Origin of the sequence: Providencia sp. 2.29 (assembly GCF_015832305.1) — a bacterium.
Classification (GTDB): domain Bacteria; phylum Pseudomonadota; class Gammaproteobacteria; order Enterobacterales; family Enterobacteriaceae; genus Providencia; species Providencia stuartii.
The window spans coordinates 3,503,408-3,528,974 of sequence record NZ_CP065420.1; the positions used below are offsets into that span (position 1 = coordinate 3,503,408).

Sequence of the window (25,567 nt, forward strand, 5' to 3'; positions counted from 1 at the left end):
CTAGCTAAGCTAACTAGGGAGCCATTGATTCACCAGACTATTAGGTACAATAGTTTTGACTTACTCTAACGCCTTTTGCTGTATATCAAACACCAGAGAGAAATCATCTAACAGCAAAACCCTGTAGCCATTCCCTTTGGTATGTCAGCATTTTTCGCAGAAAACAAAAATATCTATATTTTATCCGCATACCTATCAGGTAATAACAAGGTAGCATTATTGACACTTTTTAATGAGAAATCATTGACTCATTACAAAATTGTTTCTCCTGTGATATCTCACGACCTTTGATTTATCTTAATAATTTTCCGTTAAGAATTAACACTGATGATATTAATACTTAGTTCGTTGGGCTAGCTCAAAACTGAGTTAGCCCAATTAACATTTCTATTAAAAATTTATTATTTTGTTATTAATGAATTATAATCCTTTATCAAGGATTCATAGTTTATAAAAATCGTATCAATATCATTCGACACATTCTTGCCTTCCTTAGCTTTTTTCTCTAACACTTTTAATTCGATAACAATTTGTTGATATTTTCTTAAATATTCTTTAACTGCATAATCTGAGCTTTTTATGTTTTCTTTATTGAGTAACACTTCATTGCCGAATAATTTTTCTAACTCGACTGACTCAGCTTCAATTTTAGCAATTTCATCAGAAAGTACTTTCAAATCAATTTTCTCTGGCTCCATTGACTCAATAGTATTAGACAGTAGATCCAATGAGTTCATAATTTGAAAACGAATAATTAAGCCTTTTTCCTTCACTAATTTAAGCTCTTCAACATGCATATCTTGATAATAATTTTCATATGCATTTTCTAATTTTTCTTTTTCATCAATAAGTTTGATGTAGGCTTTTTTAGCATCGTCGTATAACACTTGCATTTGCGCATAATCATCTAAACGATATGTTTTTTTGATAATGGCATAATCACCTAATTTTATCATTTTTTCATATAAATCAACATAACTTTTACCATAAGCAATACCTGCAGCGTCTAATTCAGGGATCTCTGGGGAAAGCGTCGCCATATAATCAAATGCTTCTTTGATATTATTTAGTTCTGAATTATTGAAATGCATTGAAAAAGTAATGTCCAATGACAGTAAGCTTCCACTTATTTCTGCCCTATTTTTTAGATCCGTTTTGTTATCAATTGCTTTAAAAGCCGGAAGGTTAAGTGTCATATTTTTATCAGAACTGAATGAATCTAATACACTTTTTGTATTATTTAAAATATTAGGATTTAAACCACCTGATATCACTGATGTTTTTTTCCTTATTATATTGCCAAATTCCTCCTCAATGGCATATGTCCATAAATTACCTTTTTCAATCTTTTGGGCCAATTTAGCTTCATTGAAGTTAGTGTTTTTCTGTTTTGACTCAGATTGTTCTGCTTTATTTTTCTGAGATGGAGTGGTATTTGAGCTTTCATTAGAATCATTACACCCCGTAACTGATATTAATAAAAGGCTTAATATCGAAACTAATATTTTCTTTTTCATAATCCCTCTGCATATTATTAATTTTTTACTTCCAAGTAATTATCATAGCTCTTTTTTACGAGTAAAAAAACAATGAGCTTAACACTATCCTTCACACTCCTATTTTTTAATAACAAAGAAGATTAACATTTACGGTATTACATTTGACAATATTTCACAGTAATACATTAAAGATAAAAAAGAGCCGATCAGTATTCTCAATTTTTCAGTAACTATTTGAATGGCTTGTGCTGAAAATAAAAGAAGTGTGCTCGTAGTCAATTTTATTCAATATCTTAGTTTGGTGCTTTCTCACTTGTTGAGACTCGAAAGCAGCCTTATGTCACATGAGGTCTTTACTCCAACATTCCCCATATGAGCTTCACTAGGCTTGTTGTTCGACGGGTTCCGCAGATAATGTGGCGTCATTGCGTTATTTAATCAATGAAGTCAAAATACTATCCTCTTAAAATACTTTTAGGATTTTACCGAAAATGAAAGATTGTGCCATGCATCATTCCTTTTTAATGTGTTTACTGAAATGACACAAAATATCTATCACACCTGAAAAAAGTATATTATAAAAGATATTTCAAATTGCTCGAACGGTATGCCCGAGCAGCTCTACAACTTCTTAGTGATACCAATCCAGTTTCGCGCATAGGTAAACGAACAAGTAGAAGAGAAAAACGAATATTACAATCTGGAAAAGTGCAATTAACTTTTATTTTACTCTCATTCTAATTAGCACTTTTCTCATTTTCATGTTTTCAATAAGAGATGTGAATTATGCCGTTAAATCGGGCTTATTACGCGATTAAGATAGCAGCCATTGCAAAACAACTGCGTCATGCTGGATTAATTAACCATACACTGAATTTGCCCATTATTTACCTACCAGGTATTTTAGGAAGTCAGTTATACGATAGGCAAAAAAAAACCTTAATTTGGGGAGACTATCGTAGCTTAATTCGACAGAACCATTATCAATATACGGACTCCGCTGCTCATATTGGTGTCCAACAACTACACAGCTTCTCAGTTATTCCTGGTTTAATCGAGAATTTAATCACCGCACCGTTAAAGCAGCTCTTAGAAAAAGCATTAGGCTATCGCGATGGTATTGACCTATTTTTCCTTGCATATGATTGGCGCGCAGATCACCGCCATTTAGCCGCTCAACTTGACGCCAAAATCCATCAAGTAAAACAACGTTATGGGGAGCAGCAAAAAATATTACTGATTGCTCATTCATCATCAAACTGTGCGATCCGCTACTATCTACAACAATCGGCAACACAAAAAAATCGCGACAGCATTGCTAAATGGTATGCTTTTGGTCCTCCTTGGGTTGGAACATTTCAATCTTTAGCCTTGATTCAATCGGGGTATTACCCAGCAGGGAAACTCTTTCATGGGTTTTCTGCTGATGATATTGCCAGTTGCCCTAGTGCCTACCAGCTGCTTCCTAGCTCTCCTCAAGTCATAGATAAAAAAGGTAATCTAGTCGAAGAATTTGATATTTATGATGAAGAATGCTGGAAAAGCTTCTCTCTCGGCCCTTATCGCTCACCCACAGCCAATATCTCTGCCTCCACGGAACACCTACGTGAAGAGCTAGCAAATAACCTAATGAGTGCAAAAGCCTTTAGTCAATGTGTGTCTATACGCCATGCCGCCGAACAGTCAGTTTCTCAAACCTGGTTTTTGAGTGATAACCATCAAACAGTCAAATGCGCCGTCTATGACCAAGGGCAACTATTTTTGAACGCAAAAGCGATACAAAAGCACTACCCTAATTTAGTTGAACAGGCGCTCACCAAAGGCGATGACCACCTTCCGATCGATGGTTTACTTAAAGGATGGGAGCACCCCATTTTATGTGAAACAGAAACACCGCCATTAGGTGAAAATTATGTGTTTATTAATCAAGCTCGTACTCACCGAGGATTAGTTGGACATATTCCTAATTTACGCACGCTCGCTTTTGATATTGCGACATTAAATCAAAAAGCGTGCTGATTAAGATGGCTTTCCGTTCGGACTTATCTCAAATATGTATTAAGTGAGCTCATATATAACTTTATCCGTAGATAAACATACATAATGATAAACAGCTAAACACTTATGATGTCGCAATTTAATGTGACACTGGCAAGATTTATTATTCGAATTTTATGTGTGTTTTTCAGGTATACACAAAGGTAAAAAAGTCTCATGGGTCAAAATAAAGAAGTACCTTTAGTTCTTGCAGGGAAGCCATTGCCCCTTTATTACCGCATAGTTTCATCAACTATTCGTCGCATATACTACCCAAATTGTTCCCTTGTCGGTCATGTGCCACTACAGCAAACTAATAAACCAACTCTCTTTTTGTGTAGTCATCGCAACAGTGCCTTTGATGGCTATTTAACCTTAAAAGTCTCTCCACTGGGGCAAGCACTCGCATCCATCCAACTGCTCAATAGCTTTATCATGCGCCTTTATTTCACGGGTATTCCCGTCGTACGCAAAAAAGATAAAGAACGTTTAGGGATCAGTGCAAGCAGCTTCGAAAACCCAGTTGATGCGGGTGTTGAGCATCTCAAAGCAGGAGGCTCACTGTTTCTCTTCCCAGAGGGAAGTAGTGAATGGGGCCACCGACCATTGCCTTATCAACGTGGTGCAGCACGGATCATTCGCACTTTACTCTCTCAACAGATTGAATTTAATATCGTGCCATTAGGGCTGTTTTATGCCATGCCCGACCGCTTTGCGAGTCATGCCGAAATCTATGTTGGCAAACCAATCCAGATTACTGCCCAAGAAAATGAAGAGTCCGATCGCGAATGGGAAAAACGCATCCATACTCAAATCTCACAATCTCTGGATGATGTTTCCGTTAATTGCCCTGATGAAGAAACCTTTAAACACGCTGAACAGTATGCTAGCCACGCTTTCATGCAAGGCGATTCCTATGCAGAGGCATTTTTACGTTACCAACACAACCCAACACCCCAATTACTTCCCGACGCTCGCCCCTCAACTCACAGTACAACTTGGCGTTGGCTTGGCTTCTTTTTAATGTTTATCTTTATTCCTATTTTACTGGCCTCTCGGTTTGCAGCGACTTATGCCGATGCACGTAACACCATCACTTTTTTTAAAATATTAGGAGGAGGATTAGCCAGTTTAGTTTGGTTACCCTTACTTGCTTGTTTTACTTTCATCTGGCCTACGGTACTTATTCCGAGTTTTATCAGTGCCTTTATTGGTTATAAAATTATTCAATACAAAGGCTCTGCTCCATGCTAAAAACACACTATCTACATTTATTTAATCGGCTATTTGCCATTCAATTATTTATTATCTGGCTTTTAGGGTGCATTGGGGTTTTTGGCTCAGATCTGACAGAGACTCTTTGGCCATCGGTACTCACTGGCGGCATCTTTTGGATCCTATTAGTCGCCTGTAGCAAACTTCCCAAATGGCAATCCCCGCGTTTCTATTGGGTAGGTTTATTACAACTTATCGCTTGCTGGTCCATCTTCCCACTGTTTAAAGCCATTCGAATTCATTTTTATTCATGGAGCGCGGATCATCTCTTATACACCATAGACAGTTATCTTTGGCTTAATAAAAGCCTTCCAGAGCATATGATCGCTCTTCAAGCCCCATGGTTCAGTGAGTTAATTGCTTTTTGTTATTTCAGCTTTTACTTTTTAGTTATTGGTAGTGCTCTATTTTTCTTTTTACAACGCAAAAAAAACACCTCTGAGCATTACTTTTTGGGCTTAATGTTGATGTATTTTTTTGGATTTATTGGCTATTTCATTTTGCCTGCTGTCGGGCCATACGGTGCTTTCCCAACATTATTTACTTACCCTGTCCACAATGGTGCAATGACCCTTTTTCTGACGGGTATGGTGGAAAAAGGGATCACTGGAATGGATGTTTTCCCAAGCTTACACACAGGGATCACCCTGTATATCGTTGGTTTTTTATTCAAAACAGGCTACCGAAAAATCGCATGGTGCCTAACCCCTTTAGCAGCAGGTCTCATTGTTGCAACGGTTTATCTTCACTACCACTACGGTATCGACGTCATTGTTGGTGCTTTGTTGGCATTACTTGTACTGCATTTCCTATTTAAGAAAAAGAAGGTGGAAAATGGAACTCATCTATAGTCTAAATGATACTCAAGCGGCAGATATTGCTATCAGTGGTGGTAAAGGGGCTAGTTTGGCAAAAACAATCCAAGCCCTCCCTGTTCCTGACGGCTTAATCCTCTCTTGCGAAGCCTACAAGCAATTCATTTCCCCTTTATTTGGACAAATTAGTTCACTCCTTGCTCAACACCCTGACAATGAACAAAATGCCAGCGAATCTATCCGACAACTCATACTCTCGGCGCCATTGCCTGATAGCCTGACCACCCTGTTATCAACCCGCTTACATGATAGTCAATTAACTCATGTTCCTCTGGCTGTGCGCTCTTCAGGGACACTAGAGGATATGCCAGGAGCCGCATTTGCAGGCCAACACGATACTATTTTAGGCGTACGCGATCTCCCGTCGCTTCATGATGCGATCCGCCAATGCTATGCTTCCCTTTGGCATACCCATGTCATGCTTTATCGACAACATTTACAGTTACCCCATCAACATGCCGCGATGGCGGTTGTATTACAGCGTATGGTAGACGTACGTGAAAATGAAGCCGCCGGGGTTGCCTTCTCAATTGATCCTGTACGGGGTAATTTATCATCTGTACTGATTAACGCTGCCTTTGGATTAGGAGAAACCGTTGTTGGTGGTGAAGAGCCTATTGATGAATACCAAGTTGATCGCGATTCCTTGCAAATCGTTCACCAAGAAATCGCCGAGAAGCAGCGTGCAATTGTTATGACCGATAAGGGAACGGACATACTCCCTTTAGTGAGCCCTGCCAAAAATCAAACAACACTAACTTCTGAACAGTGCCAAGCAGTCGCCGAGCTCGCCATTCGTGCAGAGCAATATTTTCAGTTCCCTCAAGATATTGAGTGGGCATTTCATGACCAACAATTATGGTTATTACAATCACGTAATGTGACTCAAATTGCCCCAATTTGGACACGCGACGAGTCGGCAGAACGTTTCCCTAATCCAATCACACCTTTGACATGGGATATGTGTGAGGCGGGTTTCCATGCCTCTTTGAACTACAGTTTAAATTTAATGGGGCTACCTTCCTTTAATGGTAAATGGTTCACGATGAAAGATTATTATATTTATGGTAACCAAAACGCCGTTGCGCTTTACCATAACCGTCTTCCTACATCAATGATGAATGATTTACCCACTCTCTTATCTTCATTGCCTGAAATTGCCCGTAAATTTGCATGGGTACAAGAGCTACCTATTACTTGGATGCGAGACCTCGACCGATATTTGATTGGAATTGGCGCCCTTAACCAAGAGCCTCTCCAAGAGAAAAAATTGAGTGAACTGTGGGATTACATACAAAGGATCAATAAATTAGGCTCTGATTACTTTTTACCGAACATTGCGATTTCACTTACTCAACGCTCATTATACGCAGCCTTAATCGCCTTACTGAAAATGCTTTATCAAGGGGATGAACAGTTAGCTCATAAGACACTTGATAGTCTAATTGCAATGTCAGAGACCAAAACAGGGCAAGTGAATAACGAATTATGGAGCTTATCACGCCTTGTTCGCCATGATGCGAAATTATTTGCGCTATTAAAAGCTATCGATGCAGATTCAATTATGGATACATTGAAGCAAGCGCATCCCGACTTTTTCACTGAATTTACCGCATTTTTAACTAACCATGGTCATCGTGAAATGGACTTTGATGCCTACCACCCTACATGGCTAGATGCCCCTCATATTGTTCTTACACAAATAAGCGCAATGGCGGATTTAGAAAATGATGGACAAACCAGCGATGCGTTAAGTAAAAAAATTGCTCAGTCAAAAACCGAATTTGAGATCATCTCGCAAACGCCAGAAGAGTTGCGTTATTTTATGCAAGAGTTAATTAGGTTGGCGCGGGTATACACTGCATTAGATGATTTAGAGCATTACCAAACCACTCGCCTGGCTTTACCTATGCGCCGGGGCTTACATGCCCTAGGTGAGCGCTTGGTGATCCGCGGTGTCATTGATCAAGCCTCGGATATCTATTTTGCGAAAGAACAGCAGTTAGCAGACGCTATTAACGCTGAAACTACTCAAGCATTTAGCGAATTACGCCAACATATAAGCAGCAACAAAGCAGGCTATGAACAGGCTAGAAGTACAACACCGCAATGGGTTTATGGCGAAATATCAGAAGAAACCGAAGACGATGGGTCATCCCTAAAAGGGTTAGCTGGCAGCGCTGGCACCGTTGAAGGTGAAGTCTTTTTAGTTCATGGGCCTGAAGATTTTGCCCAATTCCCTCAAGGCGCGATTTTGGTTGCTCGTACCACCAATCCTGCATGGACAGCACTTTTTTATCGAGCAAGTGGCGTTATCACCGAAAGTGGTGGCCCGCTTTCTCACGGCGCAGTAACCGCTCGCGAATTAGGATTACCGGCGGTTATGGGTATCCGTCGTGTGATGAATACGCTTAAAAATGGTCAGCGTGTTAAAGTCGACGGTCAAAAAGGTATTGTTGAGCTGCTATAATCACGTATTCAATTCACTGGATAAGCTATGTTTATGATGACCTTATAGACGATGGCTTTATTCAGTGAATTGAACTTTTTGTTATAACTAATAACTACAAAGAATAACGAGCCGAATGGCCTAAATGGATGTCTTTTCTCTTTTCCGCTTATCAGTACAGAAAAGTATCTCAAGATTAGGCTACGCCTGCTCTGGACGCTTGCTACTCCCTGTTTGACCTCTTTGTATCATCTCATCTTACTTCTCTATTTTTGACTTTCGAATAGTTATCTACACTTATCATTTAGCTTCGAAAAGTAACACTTAGTTAATTTTATTTACCTTTAGATAACTTCATTATCGAATATGTGACTTTAATCATTTTATCGTAACTAATAATAGTGATAATCTCCGCGTGAATTTTGGTTAGACTCGGTTAATGGCGTCAGGAGCACTCTGCCTTCTGCCATGACTCAAATTTCATCCAACCTATCATTCCCAAAATAAAAACGTTCTCAAATCCTAATAATTATAATTTGCAGTGATGCAATATTTTACAGAGAAGATTTATGCAAAACATTATAAAACAACCACTCTATAAGATCCTTTATGTCCAAGTTATTGTTGCCATTTTATTTGGTATCGCACTTGGTCACTTTTTCCCTGATATTGGAGAATCCTTAAAACCACTCGGTGATGCTTTCATTAAAATTGTTAAGATGATCATCGCACCTGTTATTTTCTTAACCGTTGTTACTGGTATAGCCGGTATGAGCAATATGAAGGCGGTTGGTAGCGTTGCAGGGAAAGCGATGCTTTATTTCATCACTTTCTCGACTATCGCACTGATTATCGGCCTAATTGTCGCGAATATCATTCGTCCCGGTGCGGGGCTTAACATTGACCCAGCAACACTCGATAGCAGTAAAGTGGCAGGATATGTAGAAAAAGCCCATGAATCCTCTATTGTTGGCTTTTTAATGAATATCATTCCTGATACCGTTATTAGCCCGCTCGTTAACGGTAATATTCTGCAAGTACTGTTTATTGCCGTCATTTTTGGTCTGGCTCTTGCTGCAACGGGTAAGCATGGCGAGCCTATCGTTAAATTACTGCAAAACTTCTCAGAGCCTGTCTTTAAGATGGTTGCCATGCTGATGAAACTTGCTCCTATTGGTGCATTCGGAGCCATGGCATTTACTATAGGTAAGTACGGTATTTCTTCAATCGGCAACTTAATGATGCTGATTATGACCTTCTATATCACATCATTACTGTTCGTTTTGATAGTGCTTGGTGCTGTCGCTAAATATAATGGCTTTTCGATCATTCAACTGATCAAATACATTAAAGATGAACTATGGCTAGTATTAGGTACCTCATCGTCTGAAGCCGCATTGCCTAGCTTAATGAGAAAAATGGAACATGCAGGATGTGAAAAATCCGTAGTTGGCTTGGTTATCCCAACAGGTTACTCATTTAACCTTGATGGAACCAACATCTACATGACCATGGCCGCACTGTTTATTGCTCAAGCGACAAATATTGATCTGACTATTTGGGAACAAATCTCACTGTTACTGGTTGCAATGATCAGTTCTAAAGGCGCAGCAGGTGTGACAGGCGCTGGCTTTATTACCTTGGCAGCGACTCTAATGGTGGTGCCAAGCATTCCTGTTGCAGGCATGGCTTTGATTCTAGGTATCGACCGTTTCATGTCTGAGTGTCGTGCACTAACTAACTTAGTGGGTAATGCTTGTGCTTGTATCGTCGTTGCCCGTTGGGAAAAAGAGTTAGATACTGAAAAATTAGCCAATGCGTTTGCCGCAAAAGGCGAAAGCATTGATTCAATTATTACTGAAGAAAATTTTGATGTTGTAGCTGACCAACCAAAACCGGTGGATATTAGCAAAAAATAAACAGCGTATTTGTTAACTGCAAATAAGTTGGTTACCGCTCAAGTCATTACAGCGCATATCATCTGCGCTGTAATCATCCATACGACTTTGAGTCGGTGTGTATTTTTTCAACATTAATCATTGCCCAAGTTCTTGCGATTATTGAGGTTCTCGTCAAACTTTCTAATCGCAACTTGGGCATTAATGCAATTTCTATCCGCAACTTAGGTTATTTAGGATGAAATTTATAATCCTAATGCGTATTTTAATGCGATTTTCTTCGCTTCACCGGCACGTTGAGCAGCCATAAGACCAAGGTTTCTTAACATTTTCAAGCCGGGTAGCGTTTCACTAAATGCCATATAAAATGCATCCATCCCCGCTTGCATGACTAAGTTATCTGGCAAGCGTCGACGTTGATAGCGTTTTAATACCTCTGCGGAAGACCAAGGTTCAAGGTACTCTTTTGCCTGTGTAACCACTTTCAGCAAAACATCAACATCTCGATAGCCTAGGTTAACCCCCTGTCCTGCCAGTGGGTTTATGGTATGTGCGGCGTCGCCAACCAACGCAAGCCCCCCAATCACATAACGATTCGCATGGTGGCGTGTCAACGGAAATGCGCCGGAAGCATATGCGGTGACTTTCCCTAAACGTTCAGGAAAAGCTTCCGTAATCGCCCCAGTCAGTTGCTCCATCGACATTGATTGTAATCGGCGGATTTTGGCTGGGCTGTCATACCACACCAGCGAGGCCCAATGATCATAAAGCGGTAAAAATGCCCGAGGGCCTGACGGGAAAAATTGCTGCCATGTCTTATCTTGCTGCGGCCCTGCTGTTTGGACGGTGACCAACATGCAAGACTGGCGATATTGCCAACCACGGCTGCCAATTCCTGCTAATTTACGTACTTGGGAGTTTGCTCCATCCGCACCGATGACTAATTTCGCTTGTAGCTCACGCCCATCATCCAGAGAGACTACCCACTCTTTTTGGCCTTTAGGTTGATAAAGATACAGTAATTGAGCGGGGCAAATACGTTCAAGATTGGCGTATTTTTCACACTCCTGCCACAGAGCCAGCTGCAATATTCGGTTTTCTACCATAAAACCAAGTTCAGGCAACCCTAAATCATGGGCGTCAAAAACAACGTTGCTCCCTTCTTCTTCCCATGTTTCAAGTTGTCGATAAGGCGCACTGCGCATTGCTTCAACATGTTGCCAAGCACCTAACTGTTTAAGTAAATCGACAGAGGAACGGCTAATGGCAGAAATACGGACATCAGGAGCACTATTGGCGTCAAAAGCGGTTGGCTCTGCTTTTTCCAGTAATGCAACACGCATCCCTTCTTGAGCAAACCCAAGAGCCGCGGCGGCACCAGTCATACCCGCACCAACGACGACAACATCATAATATTCTGTTAATTTATTCATTACATTAGCTACTATTAACTATTTGATTTACGTAGTGTACCGAAAAATTGTTACGCTGACAGGGAATATCTCTTTCAGAGACTCTGGTCACTGATGCTGCAAATGAATACAATACAGGTTAATCTTGAAAAAAATAGGCGATAACCTGTCTTTGAGACCGCGTATTACATAGCCTTTGGGTACTAACTCAGGCTATTTTGGCATTTTTCATATCATAGAGTGATGTTTATGATCAAAAATGCGTGCGCCTTCCCAAAACGGGACAGGACTTTGGATTTATATCCATTATATTTCGAGCAACTACGCATAAAGGCTCTATGCTCAAAGTATAACGGGTATACAACGCGTTTCGGAGTCCATTATACTAAGCCACTTCGAAAACACCGGATATAGACATGTCGACGAATAAAAAGTTATATATTAAAACATGGGGCTGCCAAATGAATGAGTATGACTCATCAAAAATGGCTTCATTATTAGAAAGCACCCATGGTTATCAGATCACTGAGATTCCAGAAGAAGCAGATTTACTGCTGCTGAACACGTGTTCAATCCGTGAAAAAGCACAGGAAAAAGTTTTCCATCAGCTTGGTCGCTGGAAATCGTTCAAAGATAGCAACCCTGATATCATTATTGGTGTCGGCGGCTGTGTTGCGTCTCAAGAAGGTGATTTTATCCGCCAGCGCGCACCAAGCGTCGATATTGTTTTCGGTCCACAAACGCTACACCGTCTCCCTGAAATGATTAATCAGGTTAAAGGAAGCCGTAGCCCTGTTATCGATATCAGTTTCCCTGAAATTGAGAAATTTGACCGTCTGCCAGAACCACGCGCGGAAGGCCCTACCGCTTTTGTCTCCATCATGGAAGGCTGCAATAAATATTGCACATTCTGCGTTGTTCCTTATACACGCGGTGAAGAAGTTAGCCGTCCTTGTGATGATATCCTGTTTGAAATTGCTCAATTAGCGGCGCAGGGTGTACGTGAAGTAAACCTATTGGGTCAAAACGTTAACGCTTATCGTGGCGCAACATTTGATGGTGAAATCTGTACTTTTGCTGAATTAATTCGTTTGGTTGCCGCGATTGATGGTATCGACAGAATTCGTTTCACGACTAGCCATCCAATTGAATTTACTGATGACATCATTGAAGTCTATGAAGATACGCCTGAGCTAGTTAGCTTCCTACATTTGCCAGTGCAAAGCGGTTCAGATCGTATTTTGACATTAATGAAACGCGCACACACCGCGCTTGAATACAAGGCTATCATCCGTAAATTACGTAAAGCACGTCCGGATATTCTCATTAGCTCTGACTTTATTGTTGGCTTCCCTGGTGAAACCAATGATGATTTTGAAAAAACCATGAAACTGATCGCTGATGTGAACTTCGATATGAGCTTTAGCTTTATCTACTCACCACGCCCAGGTACACCAGCCGCTGATCTACCCGATGACGTGAGCGAAGATGAGAAGAAACAGCGTCTCTATCTCCTTCAACAGCGCATAAACCAACAAGCAATGAGCTACAGCCGTGCTATGTTAGGTACGGTACAACGTATTTTAGTCGAAGGCCCTTCACGTAAAAACGTTATGGAGCTTTCAGGTCGTACAGAGAGCAACCGTGTTGTGAACTTTGAAGGTTCACCTGATATGATTGGCAAGTTTGTTGATGTAGAGATCGTTGACGTTTATGCCAATTCACTACGCGGTAAAGTGATCCGCACAGAAGACCAAATGGGCTTGCGCGTTCACGAATCACCCGCTTCTGTCATCGCACGTACTCGTAAAGAAGATGAGCTTGGTGTTGGTAGTTACCAACCCTAACGATAGGATACTCAGTGACCGATAAAAAACCGTTGCAAATCGCAACACAAGAAATCTTTCTAGAGCCCGCAGATAACCAACGCTTAATGAGCCTTTGCGGGCCATTTGATGATAATATCAAGCAACTTGAGCGTAGACTTGCGATTGAAATTAATCGTCGTGATAACCGTTTCAAGCTATCAGGCAAACCACTCAATATCCAAGCGGCCAGTAAAATCTTACGCCAATTGTATGTTGATACCGCTCCAATACGCGGTGTGATCCCCGATATTGACCCTGAGCAAATCCACCTTGCTATCTCCGAAAGCCGCGTACTAGAGCAGGCTGCCGATAGTATTCCAGATTATGGTAAAGCCGTTAATATCAAGACCAAACGTGGTGTTATCAAGCCTCGCACACCAAACCAAGCGCAATATATAGCGAATATTTTAGATCACGATATTACGTTTGGCATTGGCCCCGCGGGTACAGGTAAAACATACCTTGCCGTTGCAGCCGCCGTAGATGCTTTAGAGCGCCAAGAAGTACGGCGTATTTTGCTGACTCGCCCTGCTGTTGAAGCGGGGGAAAAACTTGGCTTTTTACCCGGTGACCTCAGTCAAAAAGTAGATCCTTATTTGCGCCCACTGTATGACGCATTATTTGAAATGCTAGGGTTCGAAAAAGTTGAAAAACTGATTGAACGTAATGTTATTGAGGTAGCACCACTGGCTTATATGCGCGGTCGCACCCTCAATGATGCTTTCATTATTTTAGATGAAAGCCAGAACACCACCATTGAGCAGATGAAAATGTTCCTGACCCGTATCGGTTTTAATTCAAAAGCCGTCATCACGGGGGATATTACTCAGGTCGACTTGCCTCGCGGTAATAAATCAGGCTTACGTCATGCCATTGAAGTGCTTTCTGATGTTGATGAACTTAGCTTTAATTTCTTCCACAGCGAAGACGTTGTTCGTCACCCTGTTGTCGCAAAAGTTGTTATTGCCTATGAAAAATGGGAAGAACAAGACAACAAACGCCGTCAACAAATTAGAGAAGAAAAAGAACAGCAAAAAGCGTTAGAAAAGCAGGAAATAATTAAATGAGTGAAGTCATTCTTGATTTACAGCTCGCTTGCGAAGAAACAACAGGGCTACCTGATGAAGCACTGTTTCAACGTTGGTTAGAAGCCGTACTCCCTAAGTTTCAACCACAAAGTGAAGTGACAATCCGCATCGTTGATGAAGAAGAAAGTCACCATTTAAACCTGACTTATCGGGGGAAAGATAAACCAACAAATGTGTTATCTTTTCCTTTTGAAGCGCCACCAGAGGTAGAATTACCTCTACTTGGCGATCTGATTATTTGTCGTCAAGTGGTTGAACAGGAAGCCATCGAACAGCAAAAAAGTGCCGAGGAGCATTGGGCGCACATGGTTGTACATGGCTGTCTGCATCTGCTTGGTTATGATCATATCGAAGACGATGAAGCAGAAGAAATGGAGAGCCTAGAAACGGAAATTTTAGCTGAATTGGGCTATGCTGATCCTTATCTTGCAGAAAAAGAATGACCCACGGTCTATTTTTATGTTAAATATTAGCTGAATAAGTCTAATCGCGTTTTTTGGGAGTAAATACCATAGTTATCTCACGCCGTTGAATATATATTTGGCAGAGTTAAAAACCTAAGCAATTGACTTATTTAGCTAAATTAACCATTATCATCAATTGAGGAATAATTAATAAAACGCCATGAGCGACGATAACTCTTCGAGTAGTGACAACCCTGGTCCTAAGAAAGGGTTCTTTGCACTATTAAACCAACTCTTCCACGCTGAACCTAAAAACCGTGGTGACTTGGTCGAGCTGATCCGTGATTCCGAGCAGAACGACCTTATCGATCCTGATACCCGTGACATGTTAGAAGGCGTCATGGATATTGCCGATCAGCGGGTACGTGACATTATGATCCCGCGCTCCCAGATTGTAACCTTAAAACGTAATCAAACTCTGGATGAGTGCCTTGATGTTATTATCGAATCCGCACACTCACGTTTCCCTGTCATCAGCGAAGATAAAGATCATATTGAAGGGCTACTAATGGCAAAAGATTTGCTGCCATTTATGCGTACAGACGCTGAGCCATTCAGTATTGATAAAGTGTTGCGCCAAGCGGTTGTTGTACCTGAAAGCAAACGGGTCGACCGGTTGTTAAAAGAGTTCCGTTCACTACGCTATCATATGGCTATTGTCATTGATGAGTTTGGCGGTGTCTCTGGTCTTGTTACCATTGAAGATATTTTAGAGCTTATTGTTGGCGAAATTGAAGATGAGTACGATGATGAAGATGATGTCGATATTCGTCAGCTAAGTCAGCACTCCTACTCAGTTAGAGCCTTAACCCAAATTGAAGACTTCAATGATGCGTTTGAGACTCACTTTAGCGACGAAGAAGTGGATACTGTCGGTGGCCTTGTTATGCAAGCCTTTGGTCATCTACCCTCTCGAGGTGAATCCATCACTATAGATGGCTATCAATTTAAAGTTGCCATGTCGGATAGCCGCCGAATTATTTTACTTCACGTAAAAATTCCAGATGGCGCGCCTGCACCAAACTTAGATGAAGAAAAGAGTTAATGAACTTAACGTCATACTATCAAAGTCAGTGGTTAAGACTACTACTGGCTTTCATTTTCGGAGCCAGTGGTACACTGGCTTTTTCGCCATTTGACCTCTGGCCTGCAGCTCTCCTTTCCATCCTATTTCTCCAACTACTGACCCTACAACGCTCCCCTAAACAAGCTTTTTCGATTGCTTTTGCATGGGGCTTTGGGCTATTTGGCTCGGGCGTTAATTGGGTGTATGTCAGCATTGCTGACTTTGGTGGAATGCCAGAGGTTGTTAATGTCCTATTGGTGATCCTGCTTGCAGCTTACCTTTCCCTCTACACTGGGTTATTTGGTTATCTACTCAGCAAATTCTTTCCCCAATCAACAATATGGCGATTAGTCTTTGCCGCTCCAGCCATTTGGCAGCTCACCGAGTTTTTACGAGGTTGGGTTCTTACAGGCTTCCCATGGCTTCAATTCGGTTACAGCCAAATTGATGGCCCAATGAAAGGCCTTGCCCCCATCTTTGGTGTAGAACTGATAACTCTAATATTATTTAGTATTAGTGGGTTACTCGTGCTTGCGTTGGTACGTCGCCGTATTACGCCGTTAGTCGCCGCTGCCGTACTACTTTTCGCTCCTTTAATCATCAAGAGCTATCAGTGGTATACCCCTCTGGAGTCAAAAACTACGGAAGTGGCGCTTGTACAAGGCAATATTCCCCAATCCATGAAGTGGGAAACAAGCTACTTACAAAAAATCAAAGATACTTATATTAAGCTTTCTAGCCCTTATATTGGCAAAGCTTCCTTAATTGTTTGGCCTGAATCCGCAGTGCCGTCAGTCGAATTAGATAACCAAGCATGGCTAAAATCACTGGACAAAATATTAGCTGAATCCCAGACCAAACTGATCACGGGTATTGTTGATGCCCGTCCTATTGACGGTGACTATCAGTTTTATAACACCATCATTGTATTAGGGGATACAACTCCCTATCTGTACCCATCAAAAAATCGCTATAACAAGCACCATTTAGTGCCTTTTGGTGAGTTTGTACCGCTAGAGGATATTTTACGCCCTATCGCACCATTATTTAATTTACCAATGTCAGGATTTAGCCGGGGCGATTATCAACAAGCTCAGCTTGCTGTAGGCAACATGCATCTAACAGCCGCCATCTGCTATGAAATTATCCTTGGAACACAGGTTCGCGATAATTTCCAACCTAATAGCGATTACCTCTTAACCATTTCTAACGATGCGTGGTTTGGTAAGTCGATTGGGCCATGGCAACATTTCCAAATGGCGCGCATGAGAGCGCTGGAGCTTGGTCGCCCACTACTTAGAGCTACCAATAATGGCGTCACCGCAATTATTCGAGCAGATGGTACCGTCCAAGCTAAGTTGCCTCAATTTACCGCTGCTACACTATCTGCATCTATTACCCCAACAACGGGGTTAACACCTTATGCACGCTGGAGTAATTGGCCAATGTGGGGCGTTGTTATCATATTTATGCTGATAGCCATATCACGAGGCCGCAGGTCAAAAACAAGTTCAGATAAATAACAAAAATCCCAGTCTTTGCATTAATTGCACACGACTGGGATTTTATTTTACATCGCCTAAATTTTATCATTTAACCAATCAATTGCCCTTGTACATCCGCAACGCTAATAGAAGCGATGCAACCTGCATTAAAATTTAAATAATCATCTTCAATGCCATCGGAAAAAATCACGCCATTTTCCGGCATCAATGATTCAAGTTGCAGCGGTGAATTCTCCTCAATCGCACCGAAAACAAATGAAGTTCCTGTTGTCTTACTAGGAAAAGGCTCCCTAACACTAAATTGAAGTCGCCTTTCTTGCCAAGAAAATCCTTGTGACAACGGGTGATGAGCTACCCCCATAACGGCTTGAGCACCCGCTAAAATCGATTGAAACCACCCTGTCGACCCTAAGCCTGTTGAAATAATGATCCCCGAGGAGGATTGAAATTCTTGTTCCCCATTCCATCTCATAATATAGCGTGCCGATGTGTGGGTTTTAGGGCCAATAAATAGATCATTAACCGCAAGTAATGTTTGCCCATCATTAGTTGTCGCCTGAGCAAAAGTCACCGTTCTACTTGGCATCTTTTCCTTTAACGTATTCAAAACGACTTCACGCAGTTGGCCTATTTCAAAAGGTAATAATTTGCCATCCCATCTTGCAGGATCAGGATTAATTGCGATAACAGGCTGACCATTTAAATATTTCAATGTATTTGCCACTAGGCCGTCTTGTCCTATCACAATCACAATATCACGAGCCGTAAATTGGTAGCTAGGCAGTAAAGAACGTTCTAACAATTGAAATCGCCCCATTGATTTCAGAACCGCCTCTGCTTGTACTAATTGTTTTTGATAGTGATCGTGCTCTTCAAGATAATCGTTTACCTCAACATGATTATGCTCTAAATAAAATTTGGCTTGTGGCCAAGTATTAAAACGTTCAATCAGTGCCTGTAACCGCGTTTTACGCATAATCAAAACAAAACGGACATCCTCTCCTCTTTTCATGCTTTAGCTCCTTTTTTAAATATTTGGCTAAAGAGATCGGGGGATATATTCAACTCACCAATTTTCCCTGCATTTAGCGCTAATGATTCAAACGCCATAGCCATTAACTGCTCCGGTGCCATTTTTGCCAATGCCATCGCTTTTAAATTCTCGACAGGCAGTTCTCGATAAGCACGCATTTTCACCTCAATAGCGTAAGCATCCGCATCCGATTGAATTCGTTGGTTTTCAACGCTTAATGCCACAAGCTCATTACGTTTAGCTTCGGCATTGACTTGAGCGGCTAACTTTTCCTGCTCAATTTCAGCCTGTTCACGCAATAAATGACGTTCATTTTCTAAACGTGCTTCTTCAATTTGTTGCTGCTTATTTTGAACGGATAAATCGGTTTCCAGCTCGGCTTCCTTAAGCATACGCTCTTGTTCGACAGAAAACTTACGTCTCGCATAAATCGCATCATCGGCCTCTTTTAGAATCGATTCTCTCGCTTCTGCTTCAAGAGCTTTCAATGTTTCAGGTGATGGTGTAATGGCTGCAATCGAAACATCAAGAATATCGATGCCTAATGCTTGTAGCGCCGAATGTATCGATAACTGATTGGCGACCTCTGTGATCAATGTTTGACTTATCAACAATGCATCACGCATCGCAGTGCGTTGGATTTTTGCCTGAATTAAAGTCTGTGCACTACGCACAACCCTATCGCTTAATTTTAATGGGTCCTCAGACGCATACGAGCTGCCATCTTGAGTCAGGTTATAATTCAATACCTCTGCTGTTTTTTCCGGTTGGCTAATTCGAAATGAGATTTGCCCTTGAATACGCAAGCTTTGAAAGTCCGCCGTTTGTAAATTAAAAATAAACGGCGCTTCAAGCGCATTTAATGGTAGTGCTGCAATAGATGTTGTTGCTGAGTTATACCAAAAACTTAATCCCTTCCCTTGCTTAATCACTTTTCCGTTGACGGATTTAATAATGAAAGTCGAAGAGTCTGCTTTGAAATAATTAATATTAAACATAGTTAACCTCATTAGTGTCCTTATGACAATAATTAATTATTGTCTTATAGACACCAAAGTGTCAAGCATTAAGTGTCTTAATGACACAAATATTTTTTTAACGTATCATCGCCCTATTAACCATAAAATAGCTTAGTGGGTTGTCATCTCATGAATGAACAAGAATATTTATCTAAATACGATAGGAATGCATATCTTTCGCCACTAGTGACGGTAGATGCGGTGCTATTTACTTACCATGAAGAGACGTTAAAGGTTCTCCTTGTTGAGCGTGCAAATCATCCAGATAAAGGGATGTGGGGGCTACCTGGCGGGTTTATCGATGAAGAGCAAGATAGCACTCTTGAGCAAGCTATCTTGAGAAAGCTAAAAGAAAAAACGGGCGTCATTCCCCCCTACATTGAACAGCTTTGTACTGTCGGTAACCATTTTCGTGATAAACGAGGTTGGTCTGTCACCGTCTGTTATACAGCCCTTATCGCCTATCAGGCATGTCAGCACTACATTGATAGTGTCGGATCAGCAAAATGGGTCGCTATCAGCGACATTGAAAACATGTCATTAGCCTTTGACCACTCGATGCTTTATCAGCAAGCACGAGAGCGATTAAAACAAAAATCACTCTATTCTATTGTTCCCGGCTTTGCCTTACCTGAAGTCTTTACTTTGACAGAGCTGCAACATGTGCATGAAGTATTAATCGGCAAAACATTGCAAAAAAAATCTTTTCGCCGTCGCTTAGAGCAGGCTGATTTACTGATTGATACCGGGGAAAAACGGCAAGAAACAGGCCGTCCAGCTAATTTATATCGTCTGAAACCTGAGTCAGCTGATTACCGTTTTATTCGTAATTTAGAATTTTAACCCTGATGGGTAAAACAAAGGCCCCCTTGAAACATATCTTCAAGAGGGCCTGAAATAGCCTAGCGAGAAATTAACTAAAAAGAAGCCATCCACATACGTGTTTTTATTCCCCAATAGCTTGTATAACCACTGGTAAAACTGACCATTTTACCGTTATCGATGATCATAAAGGTCGGTGTGGCACTAATGCCAACCTGATTCGCAAGCGAGCCTTGTGTATCATTGATTACTGGGAAATTTAGCTCTTTTTTCTCCATCCCTGATAACAGACGTTCACTATTGCCAGAACGTATTGCCACAGAAACAACGGGAACACCGGCCTTAGCTAAGTCGGCTACCGTTGGAGAGGTTATTTTGCAAACCCCACACCATGTCGCCCAAAAATAGACTAAAACAGGTTGTTCTTTACTCAACTCTGCTAATGATACGGTTTCACCCGTCGCAAGTAATTGCGGCTCAAGCAAAATAGGTGCTAGGCTTTCAGGTTTACGCCAAAAATCCATTACGGTAAAGACGACGAACAAGATCACCACCAACCCAATAATTTCTTTTGACCACTTTTTCAGTCTAGCCATATTTACCTTATTTCACTTTTGCTAATTGCTCTTTAACAATCATTTCTAATTGTTGAGCATCTACAGCCCCTGGGATCATTTCTTCACCAATGAGTGTTGCAGGTGTACCATTAACCCCTAATTTTTCGGCTAACATCATGTTAGTGCGAATAGTTTCTTCGCTCTTATCGTTAGCGACTAATTTTTCATTACCTGTCGCTTTCAACGCCTGTTTGATGTTTTCTTCAGTTAACATCCCTTGCTTTTGCATAAATTTTTGATGCAGTGCTTGGAATGCTTTTGGATCTTTTTCCCACAATGTCAGAACCAGTTGAGAAGACTCCAGCGATGTTTTGCCTTTAAATGGCAGAGGTTTTATCACCACAGCAACATCAGGGTATTTCTTCACAATCTCTTCAAGCTGTGGATCAAAACGCTTACAGAATGGGCAGTTATAATCGGTGAAGTTAACCAACACCAGTTTTGCATCTTTGGCACCCAGTCGTGGGCTTGCTGGATCATTAAACAGCTTATCGTGCTCGGCTTTAATCGTTGCCTTCATTTGAGCTTGCTGTTTTTCACCTTGCTTAGCCTGTAGTGCAACAATCGCTTCTTCTAAAATTTCAGGGTTTTCAACCAAGGTATCACGTACCAACTTACGCACTTGTGCTTCTTGGTCAGACGTTAATGGAGCCGCATGAGCAGTTGCACCTAGCATTAGCGACGAGAACAGAACAGCTACAATTGTTTTTTTCATTTTTCGGCTCCTTTGGCCTCATTCATAATTGATAATAAAACTTCACGATCAAGTATCGTTGACAGTATTTCACCCTCAGCCAACCTAGGGCCATAAATTTGATTAAATGGCACAGCCACCTGCCCACGTTTTTGTAAAAATGCGGTAATTTCTGGTGATGGCTTAGTCCAGTCACCTCTTAATGCGACCACATCTGGTTCATTCAAGAGTTGCTGAACATCATCTCTTAGCAATACATTATATTTATTTGCTTTACAGGTTACACACCAATCTGCCGTAACATCAATAAACACACGCTTATTTTCTGACAGAGCCTGTGTAATCGCTTCCTCACTCAGAGGTTGCCAATCCACATTATCCTGAACAAGGGTTCGACTTCCTGTCGTTTGCTCCATCGTTGCCCAAACAAAGCCACCTGTTAATAATGCAAACAGGACAAACGAAATTGCCGCAGTGCGTAAACTGAATTTTTTGCCAATGAAAACCACCAGCAAAAGCAAAAAGACGATCACAATAGCTAAGGCAGCCATTTCACCAAAATGAGGGATCAGTAAGCTAATTAACCATAGACATGACAATAGCATCATCACACCTAAAACCACTCTCAGTTTACTCATCCAAGCCCCAGGTTTTGGTAACAGCCGAGAAATAGCAGGGAAAGCGGCGATTAATAGCCACGGCAAACTCATTCCGATCCCCAGTGCCGTAAAGACTAACCAGAGTTCTCCTATCGGAGCCGCTAGTGCAAACGCCACTGCTGTGCCCAAAAATGGTGCAGAACAGGGGGTTGCCAATAAGGTTGCAAACACACCTTGCCAGAAATGCCCACTGTTACCTTGACCACCCGCAGTCGCTAAACGAGTGCTCGCTTTACTTCCTAGATGGATCTCAAACAAACCAAATAGGTTAGCCGTAAATAATGCTGTCACTAATACCATAAACCCAATAAACCATGGGTTTTGGAACTGGATCCCCCATCCAACAGCTTGTTGCCCAACGCGCAACAAGGTCATTAATAACGCTAATAGCCAGAAAGAGACTAAGATCCCTGAAGAAGAAAGCAAAAATTGCCGACGGATGGTTTTCTGCTCCCCTTGCGGTACCATCAAGACCGAGCCTAACTTCATCGCGAGAACCGGCAAAACACAAGGCATAAGGTTTAAAATCAAACCACCTAGTAACGCAAAGGCCAAAATCTGCCAAAGAGGTATCGCACCGCCAGCATTATCCTGCTGGGTAGCGCCAGTAAAAGGTGTGATTTGCGCTGTTACCTGTTGTGAAAGCGCGCCATCCGTCACCACAAAAGAGAACGGTTTTCCTGTCAGGTCTGGCGCTTTATCTCCCCAATCATCACTCACCGCAACGGTCGCCGTCAGCTTGTCACCCGATAAACGAATATTTGGCACACCTAGCGTGGTTCCTTCTGGTGTATCAGTAAAAACCCCTGCTTTTTGGCTCCACGGCTCGCCAGCCACTTTTTGTAATTCAAGAACGAGTTTGTCACCATCAAACCCGACATTATGGTTTTGCACTAGCCCCGCTGTAGGAGGAATACGCCCCATCGCTTGATTAAATGCCCACTCAAAATTCTCAGGCTCAGGTTCAGTCAAATCGAGCTCGAAAGGATAATCCGTTAAAATACAGACATTGCTACAGGTGGAAAGCGTTAAAACTCCCGAAAGTTTATCTAGCTTTTCATCGGCATTAACGACGATAGGAAAAACAACGTCTCCCATATAACCTTGAGTTGAAATACCTGCAACATCAAAACGACCAGGAGCTGGCCACTGCCAATCCATATCTGTTACTGGTGATTTCCAATTGATTTCCGGCGCAATACCGCCTTCTCCTGGAGAACGCCAATAGGTTTTCCAACCATCTTGTAGTTGTACATCCAACAATAAAGCAACCTTCCCATCTTTTTGGGAAGCACTTAACAATCTTACTTGAGCATGGTCATTATGTTTATCTGTTAGCCAGCCAGTATCAGCTGCCTGTAGCACTCCCGAAAATAAGGCAGATAAAATAATTAACGCATTAATTAAAAAACGCATAATTCCTCCAGAATAAAATACACCAACAAGCTGAACGTGATGGTGTTCTAATCTCGAAGATTGCAATATTGTAAATGGAGCCTAACTCTTGGTGGGGGATGTTTATCCTCACGTTTAGCTCTGCGTGAAAATAAATTAGAGTAAAAAATACCTAACGCAGTGATAGAAAGGAAAACAAAAAAGAGAGGTTCAATAGCAGCAGGACTTAATGTCAGTAGTGATTTAGCACTCAATTCACAAGAAGACAATTGCGCGTTTTTTTCACTCGAAACAGCCGTTTTAAACACCATAGACTGACCATTGGATTGCATTTGCACGACAGGGTCTTGAGGCGAAAAATGGGCGAAAAGACGCTCTCCAACGGCTCTTTGATTAATACAAAGTAAAACCATCAGACAGGCGAGTACTACTAATCCTTTGCCTAATTTGAGTTGCCTGTTCATGCGTGTCTCTATTTCTTCGTCCTGAAATCACACTGTTAAATAATGATAAGTTAATTCAATATTTAAATTTAACCAATTTAATCAAGGTTACATCTTACACAGCAAACGACTCGGTACAAGTAGCATGAGCTAACTTTACAAACCCAATCCTATTTACACCCCTAAAGATAAAAATTGGCATACAAGATGCATTATACCCACGAGCAACAGGAAAATGAGATTATTTTTCACACTAGTGGTGCATAAATACCCTTTTTAGGAAAGTTTTCCCAGTAATAGTGCAACAAATTAGGAACTGCCCAAATAATATGCGAGATAGCTCCCGATTTTGAAACAATTCATTTTCATTGTTTAACATTTTTCTTTAATTTTTAACAATATTAAAACATACAGCAGGTGATCGTGGTATTGATAGCATCCACGAAACATCAGCAAGCACAACAAACGAGATAAATCTCCGATCTTAGAAAGGAGCTGTAAATATGCGTATGAGCAAGATTGTATTATCGATGATGGTGCTAGGAGCAACTTGTGCCGTTCAAGCAGAAGAACTAACAGGTACTCTAAAAAAAATTAACGACAATGGTGTGATTGTTGTTGGCCACCGTGAGTCATCCGTTCCATTTTCTTACTATGACAACAACCAAAAAGTGGTCGGCTACTCTCAAGACTACTCCAATGAAATCGTTGATGCGGTTAAAAAGAAACTCAACAAACCTAATCTCGAAGTTAAGCTTATCCCTATTACATCACAAAACCGTATACCGCTATTACAAAATGGTACCTATGATTTTGAGTGTGGTTCAACGACCAATAACTTAGAAAGACAAAAACAAGCTGCGTTTTCAAATACGATTTTCGTAGTAGGTACTCGTCTACTTACTAAAAATGACTCTGGAGTCAAAGACTTCGCCGACCTCGCGGGTAAAAACGTCGTTGTTACCTCTGGAACAACGTCTGAAATTTTGCTCAATAAACTTAACGACGAAAAAAATATGAAAATGCGCATTATCAGTGCAAAAGATCATGGTGACTCATTCCGTACCCTTGAATCTGGCCGCGCTGTCGCCTTTATGATGGATGATGCGTTGTTAGCAGGTGAACGTGCAAAAGCGAAAAAACCAGATATTTGGGAGATTGTAGGCAAACCGCAAACAGAAGAAGCTTATGGCTGTATGCTACGCAAAGATGATCCTCAGTTTAAGGCGTTAGTCGATGAAACTATCGCGAAGGCACAAACTTCTGGTACGGCTGAGAAATCATTTGACCGTTGGTTTAACCAACCTATCCCACCAAAAAATCTTAACTTGAAATTCACGTTATCAGATGAAATGAAAGAGTTGTTCAAATCACCTAATGACAAAGCACTTAACTAAATAAAAAGACAAACAGGGTGTTACTGAAGTGGGATTTGCAAGGCGGTCGTTC

The 25,567-nt window shown here is 41.3% G+C and carries 21 protein-coding genes; 12 read left to right on the forward strand and 9 right to left on the reverse strand.

The window, feature by feature from the left end; all coding sequences use genetic code 11:
- Window positions 1-401: 401 nt before the first annotated feature.
- Window positions 402-1,517, reverse strand: a complete 1,116-nt coding sequence (locus I3B46_RS16575) for a DUF3829 domain-containing protein (protein WP_004917671.1) — start codon at window positions 1,515-1,517, stop codon at window positions 402-404.
- 768 nt (window positions 1,518-2,285) lie between these two features.
- Here I3B46_RS16575 and I3B46_RS16580 point away from each other — a divergent pair.
- The 5 genes from I3B46_RS16580 to I3B46_RS16600 all read left to right on the forward strand — a co-directional run bounded on the left by I3B46_RS16580 (window position 2,286) and on the right by I3B46_RS16600 (window position 10,054).
- Window positions 2,286-3,518 carry a lipase/acyltransferase domain-containing protein gene (locus I3B46_RS16580; protein WP_076914343.1) on the forward strand — a complete coding sequence of 411 codons (1,233 nt, stop codon included), beginning with the start codon at window positions 2,286-2,288 and terminating at the stop codon, window positions 3,516-3,518.
- Between the two features lie 195 nt (window positions 3,519-3,713).
- Entirely contained in the window at window positions 3,714-4,790 is a 1,077-nt protein-coding gene (locus I3B46_RS16585) for a lysophospholipid acyltransferase family protein (RefSeq protein ID WP_004917668.1), read from the forward strand.
- Window positions 4,784-5,662: a phosphatase PAP2 family protein gene (locus I3B46_RS16590; RefSeq protein WP_040132906.1), complete on the forward strand. Its 879-nt coding sequence runs from the start codon at window positions 4,784-4,786 to the stop codon at window positions 5,660-5,662. The genes I3B46_RS16585 and I3B46_RS16590 overlap by 7 nt, the downstream gene beginning before the upstream one ends.
- On the forward strand, window positions 5,646-8,156 hold the full coding sequence (locus I3B46_RS16595; RefSeq protein ID WP_076914341.1) for a PEP/pyruvate-binding domain-containing protein: 2,511 nt from the start codon (window positions 5,646-5,648) through the stop codon (window positions 8,154-8,156). Before I3B46_RS16590 ends, I3B46_RS16595 begins: the two co-directional genes overlap by 17 nt.
- A gap of 548 nt (window positions 8,157-8,704) precedes the next feature.
- Window positions 8,705-10,054, forward strand: a complete 1,350-nt coding sequence (locus tag I3B46_RS16600; RefSeq protein ID WP_004917663.1) for a dicarboxylate/amino acid:cation symporter — start codon at window positions 8,705-8,707, stop codon at window positions 10,052-10,054.
- Between the two features lie 12 nt (window positions 10,055-10,066).
- Here the strand turns inward: I3B46_RS16600 and I3B46_RS22765 are convergent, their stop codons facing one another.
- Window positions 10,067-10,168, reverse strand: a complete 102-nt coding sequence (locus I3B46_RS22765) for a DUF3289 family protein (RefSeq protein ID WP_219725107.1) — start codon at window positions 10,166-10,168, stop codon at window positions 10,067-10,069.
- Window positions 10,169-10,278: 110 nt separating this feature from the next.
- Window positions 10,279-11,466: a 3-demethoxyubiquinol 3-hydroxylase gene (ubiF, locus tag I3B46_RS16605; protein ID WP_104873332.1), complete on the reverse strand. Its 1,188-nt coding sequence runs from the start codon at window positions 11,464-11,466 to the stop codon at window positions 10,279-10,281.
- A 395-nt stretch (window positions 11,467-11,861) separates the two neighbouring features.
- Between ubiF and miaB the strand changes: the two genes are divergently transcribed.
- The 5 genes from miaB (at window position 11,862) to lnt (ending at window position 17,454) form a co-directional block, all read left to right on the forward strand.
- Window positions 11,862-13,292 (forward strand): tRNA (N6-isopentenyl adenosine(37)-C2)-methylthiotransferase MiaB, encoded by a 1,431-nt coding sequence (miaB, locus tag I3B46_RS16610; protein WP_004917657.1) that lies wholly within the window; start codon window positions 11,862-11,864, stop codon window positions 13,290-13,292.
- Between the two features lie 86 nt (window positions 13,293-13,378).
- The gene (locus tag I3B46_RS16615; RefSeq protein ID WP_223854883.1) at window positions 13,379-14,380 is read left to right on the forward strand and encodes a PhoH family protein; all 1,002 of its coding nucleotides are present in this window, start codon (window positions 13,379-13,381) and stop codon (window positions 14,378-14,380) included.
- Window positions 14,377-14,844, forward strand: coding sequence for an rRNA maturation RNase YbeY (gene ybeY / locus I3B46_RS16620; RefSeq protein ID WP_004917654.1), 468 nt, complete (start codon window positions 14,377-14,379; stop codon window positions 14,842-14,844). Before I3B46_RS16615 ends, ybeY begins: the two co-directional genes overlap by 4 nt.
- Before the next feature lie 181 nt (window positions 14,845-15,025).
- A complete protein-coding gene (corC, locus tag I3B46_RS16625; RefSeq protein WP_014657724.1) occupies window positions 15,026-15,910 on the forward strand; it encodes a CNNM family magnesium/cobalt transport protein CorC in 885 nt (294 codons plus the stop codon).
- The gene (gene lnt, locus I3B46_RS16630; protein WP_060560654.1) at window positions 15,910-17,454 is read left to right on the forward strand and encodes an apolipoprotein N-acyltransferase; all 1,545 of its coding nucleotides are present in this window, start codon (window positions 15,910-15,912) and stop codon (window positions 17,452-17,454) included. The genes corC and lnt overlap by 1 nt, the downstream gene beginning before the upstream one ends.
- A 70-nt stretch (window positions 17,455-17,524) precedes the next feature.
- On the opposite strand, the gene I3B46_RS16635 is transcribed toward lnt, so the two are convergent.
- Both I3B46_RS16635 and I3B46_RS16640 read right to left on the reverse strand, forming a co-directional pair.
- Window positions 17,525-18,448 (reverse strand): sugar kinase, encoded by a 924-nt coding sequence (locus I3B46_RS16635; RefSeq protein WP_040132903.1) that lies wholly within the window; start codon window positions 18,446-18,448, stop codon window positions 17,525-17,527.
- Complete coding sequence (locus I3B46_RS16640) at window positions 18,445-19,467, reverse strand: SPFH domain-containing protein (RefSeq protein ID WP_004917647.1); 1,023 nt, start codon at window positions 19,465-19,467, stop codon at window positions 18,445-18,447. The genes I3B46_RS16635 and I3B46_RS16640 overlap by 4 nt, the downstream gene beginning before the upstream one ends.
- A gap of 150 nt (window positions 19,468-19,617) precedes the next feature.
- Between I3B46_RS16640 and I3B46_RS16645 the strand changes: the two genes are divergently transcribed.
- Entirely contained in the window at window positions 19,618-20,331 is a 714-nt protein-coding gene (locus tag I3B46_RS16645; RefSeq protein ID WP_004917646.1) for an NUDIX hydrolase, read from the forward strand.
- Between the two features lie 74 nt (window positions 20,332-20,405).
- Here the strand turns inward: I3B46_RS16645 and I3B46_RS16650 are convergent, their stop codons facing one another.
- The 4 genes from I3B46_RS16650 to I3B46_RS16665 are packed head-to-tail and all read right to left on the reverse strand — an operon-like array spanning window position 20,406 to window position 24,139.
- Window positions 20,406-20,906, reverse strand: a complete 501-nt coding sequence (locus I3B46_RS16650) for a protein disulfide oxidoreductase (protein ID WP_004917645.1) — start codon at window positions 20,904-20,906, stop codon at window positions 20,406-20,408.
- 7 nt (window positions 20,907-20,913) lie between these two features.
- A complete protein-coding gene (locus I3B46_RS16655; protein WP_004917644.1) occupies window positions 20,914-21,642 on the reverse strand; it encodes a DsbA family protein in 729 nt (242 codons plus the stop codon).
- Window positions 21,639-23,696 carry a protein-disulfide reductase DsbD family protein gene (locus I3B46_RS16660; protein ID WP_104873331.1) on the reverse strand — a complete coding sequence of 686 codons (2,058 nt, stop codon included), beginning with the start codon at window positions 23,694-23,696 and terminating at the stop codon, window positions 21,639-21,641. The genes I3B46_RS16655 and I3B46_RS16660 overlap by 4 nt, the downstream gene beginning before the upstream one ends.
- A 47-nt stretch (window positions 23,697-23,743) precedes the next feature.
- Window positions 23,744-24,139, reverse strand: a complete 396-nt coding sequence (locus I3B46_RS16665) for a metal resistance protein (protein ID WP_104873330.1) — start codon at window positions 24,137-24,139, stop codon at window positions 23,744-23,746.
- Between the two features lie 482 nt (window positions 24,140-24,621).
- Here I3B46_RS16665 and I3B46_RS16670 point away from each other — a divergent pair, with 482 nt between their 5' ends.
- Window positions 24,622-25,515: an amino acid ABC transporter substrate-binding protein gene (locus tag I3B46_RS16670; RefSeq protein ID WP_014657717.1), complete on the forward strand. Its 894-nt coding sequence runs from the start codon at window positions 24,622-24,624 to the stop codon at window positions 25,513-25,515.
- Window positions 25,516-25,567: the final 52 nt, after the last annotated feature.

Coding starts and splice junctions, on each gene's coding strand:
- I3B46_RS16575 (WP_004917671.1), bottom strand. CDS start 1,517: ATGAAAAAGAAAATATTAGTTTCGATATTAAGCCTTTTATTAATATCA.
- I3B46_RS16580 (WP_076914343.1), top strand. CDS start 2,286: ATGCCGTTAAATCGGGCTTATTACGCGATTAAGATAGCAGCCATTGCA.
- I3B46_RS16585 (WP_004917668.1), top strand. CDS start 3,714: ATGGGTCAAAATAAAGAAGTACCTTTAGTTCTTGCAGGGAAGCCATTG.
- I3B46_RS16590 (WP_040132906.1), top strand. CDS start 4,784: ATGCTAAAAACACACTATCTACATTTATTTAATCGGCTATTTGCCATT.
- I3B46_RS16595 (WP_076914341.1), top strand. CDS start 5,646: ATGGAACTCATCTATAGTCTAAATGATACTCAAGCGGCAGATATTGCT.
- I3B46_RS16600 (WP_004917663.1), top strand. CDS start 8,705: ATGCAAAACATTATAAAACAACCACTCTATAAGATCCTTTATGTCCAA.
- I3B46_RS22765 (WP_219725107.1), bottom strand. CDS start 10,168: ATGTTGAAAAAATACACACCGACTCAAAGTCGTATGGATGATTACAGC.
- ubiF (WP_104873332.1), bottom strand. CDS start 11,466: ATGAATAAATTAACAGAATATTATGATGTTGTCGTCGTTGGTGCGGGT.
- miaB (WP_004917657.1), top strand. CDS start 11,862: ATGTCGACGAATAAAAAGTTATATATTAAAACATGGGGCTGCCAAATG.
- I3B46_RS16615 (WP_223854883.1), top strand. CDS start 13,379: ATGAGCCTTTGCGGGCCATTTGATGATAATATCAAGCAACTTGAGCGT.
- ybeY (WP_004917654.1), top strand. CDS start 14,377: ATGAGTGAAGTCATTCTTGATTTACAGCTCGCTTGCGAAGAAACAACA.
- corC (WP_014657724.1), top strand. CDS start 15,026: ATGAGCGACGATAACTCTTCGAGTAGTGACAACCCTGGTCCTAAGAAA.
- lnt (WP_060560654.1), top strand. CDS start 15,910: ATGAACTTAACGTCATACTATCAAAGTCAGTGGTTAAGACTACTACTG.
- I3B46_RS16635 (WP_040132903.1), bottom strand. CDS start 18,448: ATGAAAAGAGGAGAGGATGTCCGTTTTGTTTTGATTATGCGTAAAACG.
- I3B46_RS16640 (WP_004917647.1), bottom strand. CDS start 19,467: ATGTTTAATATTAATTATTTCAAAGCAGACTCTTCGACTTTCATTATT.
- I3B46_RS16645 (WP_004917646.1), top strand. CDS start 19,618: ATGAATGAACAAGAATATTTATCTAAATACGATAGGAATGCATATCTT.
- I3B46_RS16650 (WP_004917645.1), bottom strand. CDS start 20,906: ATGGCTAGACTGAAAAAGTGGTCAAAAGAAATTATTGGGTTGGTGGTG.
- I3B46_RS16655 (WP_004917644.1), bottom strand. CDS start 21,642: ATGAAAAAAACAATTGTAGCTGTTCTGTTCTCGTCGCTAATGCTAGGT.
- I3B46_RS16660 (WP_104873331.1), bottom strand. CDS start 23,696: ATGCGTTTTTTAATTAATGCGTTAATTATTTTATCTGCCTTATTTTCG.
- I3B46_RS16665 (WP_104873330.1), bottom strand. CDS start 24,139: ATGAACAGGCAACTCAAATTAGGCAAAGGATTAGTAGTACTCGCCTGT.
- I3B46_RS16670 (WP_014657717.1), top strand. CDS start 24,622: ATGCGTATGAGCAAGATTGTATTATCGATGATGGTGCTAGGAGCAACT.